This is a genomic window from Azospirillum sp. TSO22-1, from assembly GCF_003116015.1.
Lineage (GTDB): Bacteria > Pseudomonadota > Alphaproteobacteria > Azospirillales > Azospirillaceae > Azospirillum.
Genome location: NZ_LGQZ01000095.1, coordinates 1 through 2,383, shown reverse-complemented (window position 1 = coordinate 2,383; position 2,383 = coordinate 1). Strand labels below are relative to the sequence as shown.

The 2,383-nt window shown below is 67.8% G+C and carries 4 protein-coding genes; all 4 read left to right on the top strand.

Annotated features, from left to right (window positions below):
• A partial coding sequence (locus TSO221_RS23515) for a 3-oxoacid CoA-transferase subunit A (RefSeq protein WP_109120954.1) occupies positions 1-597 on the top strand: 597 nt, incomplete at its 5' end.
• Positions 590-1,246, top strand: coding sequence for a 3-oxoacid CoA-transferase subunit B (locus TSO221_RS23510; protein WP_109120953.1), 657 nt, complete (start codon positions 590-592; stop codon positions 1,244-1,246). The genes TSO221_RS23515 and TSO221_RS23510, both read left to right, overlap by 8 nt.
• A 110-nt stretch (positions 1,247-1,356) precedes the next feature.
• On the top strand, positions 1,357-1,611 hold the full coding sequence (locus TSO221_RS23505) for a hypothetical protein (protein ID WP_109120952.1): 255 nt from the start codon (positions 1,357-1,359) through the stop codon (positions 1,609-1,611).
• Positions 1,612-1,626: 15 nt separating this feature from the next.
• Positions 1,627-2,383 (top strand): acetyl-CoA C-acyltransferase (locus TSO221_RS23500; protein WP_146208889.1); only part of this gene is annotated, 757 nt, incomplete at its 3' end.

The window sequence follows — 2,383 nt, the reverse complement described above, 5'->3', positions numbered from 1 at the left end:
GGCGGGTTCATGGGGGCCGGAACCCCGCCCCGCCTCATCGACGAACTCGTCCGCCAAGGCAAACGCGACCTGACGGTGATCGGCAACGACACGGCGCGGCCCGGCGTCGGGATCGGCAAGCTCATCGCGGCGAAGTTGGTGCGCCGGGTGATCACCAGCCACATCGGCACCAACCCCGAGACGCAGCGCCAGATGATCGCCGGCGAGACCGAGGTCGAGCTGGTGCCGCAGGGCACGCTGGCCGAGCGCATCCGCGCTGCCGGCTTCGGCCTGGGCGGCGTGCTGACGCCGACCGGCGTCGGCACCGTGGTGGCGGAGGGGAAGCGCACCGTCGAGATCGAGGGCCGCACCTTCCTGCTGGAGATGCCGCTGAAGGCCGACTTCGCGCTCGTCAACGCCAAGCGCGCCGACTACATCGGCAACCTCGAATTCGCGCTCACGTCGCGCAACTTCAACCCGCTGATGGCGATGGCGGCCGAAACCGTAATCGCGGAAGCGGAGGACATCGTGCCCGTGGGCGTCATCCCACCCGACGCGGTCGGCGTGCCCAACGTGCTGGTTGACTACCTCGTCGGCAAGGAGCGGTCCCATGGATGAGAAGACGCTGATCGCCAAGCGCGTGGCGCTGGAGTTCAAGGACGGTGACTTGGCGAACCTCGGGATCGGGCTGCCGACCCTGGTCGCGCGCCACCTGCCGACCGGCATCGACGTGTTCTTCCAGTCCGAGAACGGCATCATCGGCATGCAGGCTCTGCCCCAGGAGGGCGTCGCCTGGAACGACCTGACCGACGCCGGCGGCAGCCCGATCGGCGCGATCCCCGGTGCGGCGGCCTTCGACAGCGCGCTGTCGTTCGGCTTCATCCGCGGCGGGCACCTGGACGTGACGGTGCTGGGCGGCCTGCAGGTGGACGAGGTGGGACATCTCGCCAACTGGATGGTGCCCGGCAAGATGGTGCCCGGCATGGGCGGGGCGATGGACCTGGTCTCGGGCGCCAAGCGCGTGATCGTCGCCATGACCCACACGGCCAAGGGCGAATCCAAGATCATGAAGCGCTGTACGCTGCCGCTCACCTCGGTGCGCCGCGTCGATCTCGTGGTCACCGACATGGCGGTGATCGAACCGACGGAGGAAGGCTTGGTGCTGAAGGAGACCGCGCCCGGCGTCACCGTCGAGCAGGTCCTGGCAGCCACCGAGGCCGCCCTGATCGTACCGGCCGAGGTGCCGGTGATGCCCATCTCCGCCTGACACTTCTACCACGGCCGGCGCCACAGCCGCCGTCTGGACATCCAACCATTGCGCCGCGAGCTTGCGCTCGCGGCACATCGGCTCCCCCATGCCTGAATCAGGAACCCCACATGTCCGCATCCAACATCGTCACCGTGACCGTCCCCGTCGCCTTCCAGATCTCCGTGGAGGTTCCGGCCAACAGTGGCGCCAACCAACGCGTGCTGGCTGAGGCGCTCGCCGCTTATGCGGCTGAGCACTTCGCGCACGTCAGCCAAGCTCAGATCCATGCCTTCAACGAGGTGAACCGCATCCACCCGCACGGCACCGGCGTGATCACCGCCGTGTCGAGCGGCGTCGATGCCGCTCAGAAGACAGCCGCTTGAGGAAGGAGCAGAGCCATGACTGCCGTCGTGATCGCCAGCGCCGCTCGTACGCCGATCGGTGCGTTCAATGGCGGCCTGAGCTCCGTTCCAGCGCACGCGCTGGGTGAAGCTGTCATCCGCGAGGCGCTCAAGCGTGCCAAAACAGATCCTGCCGAAGTCACTGAAGTCATCCTCGGTCAGGTGCTGACCGCAGGGCAGGGCCAGAACCCGGCCCGGCAGGCGGCGGTGAACGCCGGGATCCCGGTGGAGAAGAGCGCCTTCGGCGTCAATCAGGTCTGTGGCTCAGGACTGCGTGCGGTGGCGCTCGGCTACCAGGCAGTCCGCGAAGGCGACGCCGAGGTGATGGTGGTGGGCGGCCAGGAAAGCATGAGCCTGTCGCCGCATGTCATGCACCTGCGCAACGGCACCAAGATGGGCTCGGCCGAGTTGCTCGACACCATGCTCAAGGACGGCTTGTGGGACGCCTTCCAGGGCTACCACATGGGCGTCACAGCGGAGAACGTCGCCCGCAACTGGAACCTGACGCGTGAGGAGCAGGACGCCTTCGCAGTTGCCTCGCAGCAGAAGGCCGAGGCCGCCATCAAGGCCGGCCGCTTCAAGCACGAGATCGTCCCGGTCACCATCAAGACCCGCAAGGGCGACGTGGTCATCGACACCGACGAGCACCCGAAGTTCGGCACCACCATTGAGTCGCTGGCCAAGCTGCGCCCGGCCTTCGCCAAGGACGGCACGGTGACCGCCGGCAACGCCTCGGGCATCAACGACGGCGCCG

Coding starts and splice junctions, on each gene's coding strand:
- TSO221_RS23510 (WP_109120953.1), top strand. CDS start 590: ATGGATGAGAAGACGCTGATCGCCAAGCGCGTGGCGCTGGAGTTCAAG.
- TSO221_RS23505 (WP_109120952.1), top strand. CDS start 1,357: ATGTCCGCATCCAACATCGTCACCGTGACCGTCCCCGTCGCCTTCCAG.